Source organism: Hahella sp. CCB-MM4, assembly GCF_002260525.1.
Lineage (GTDB): Bacteria > Pseudomonadota > Gammaproteobacteria > Pseudomonadales > Oleiphilaceae > Hahella.
This window is the reverse complement of the sequence record NZ_MRYI01000066.1, coordinates 1-596: the sequence shown is the minus strand read 5'-3', so window position 1 is coordinate 596 and position 596 is coordinate 1. Positions and strand designations below refer to the sequence as shown.

1 protein-coding gene is annotated in these 596 nt (G+C 60.4%); it reads left to right on the top strand.

What is annotated here, in order from left to right; translation table 11 throughout:
* On the top strand, window positions 1-596 hold a 596-nt coding region (locus BTA51_RS28900; RefSeq protein ID WP_210404951.1), incomplete at both ends, for an NAD(P)(+) transhydrogenase (Re/Si-specific) subunit beta.

Below are 596 nucleotides of genomic sequence, written 5' to 3'. Positions count from 1 at the left end.
CTGGTGTCCTCCATCGGTGGGGCCGACATGCCCGTGGTCATTTCCATGTTGAACAGCTATTCGGGTTGGGCGGCCGCGGCGGCGGGATTCATGCTGTCCAATGATCTGCTGATCATCACCGGGGCATTGGTGGGCTCGTCCGGGGCGATTCTGTCCTACATCATGTGCAAGGCCATGAACCGCTCCTTTATCAGCGTCATCGCCGGCGGCTTTGGGAATGATCCGGTGGACCACGGGGATGAAGAGTACGGTGATCCGGTGGAGATCAGCGCGGACAATGTGGCGGAACTGCTGAAAGGCTCCAAGTCCGTCATCATCACCCCGGGATACGGCATGGCCGTGGCCCAGGCCCAGCATCCGATCTATGAGATCACCCAGAAACTGCGCGCGGACGGTATCAATGTCCGCTTCGGCATTCATCCGGTGGCGGGTCGTCTTCCGGGCCACATGAACGTGTTGCTGGCCGAAGCCAAGGTGCCTTACGACATCGTGCTGGGCATGGAAGAGATCAATGATGATTTCTCTGACACGGACACCGTCCTGGTCATCGGGGCCAACGACACCGTGAACCCGGCAGCGGCGGAAAACCCCGGCAG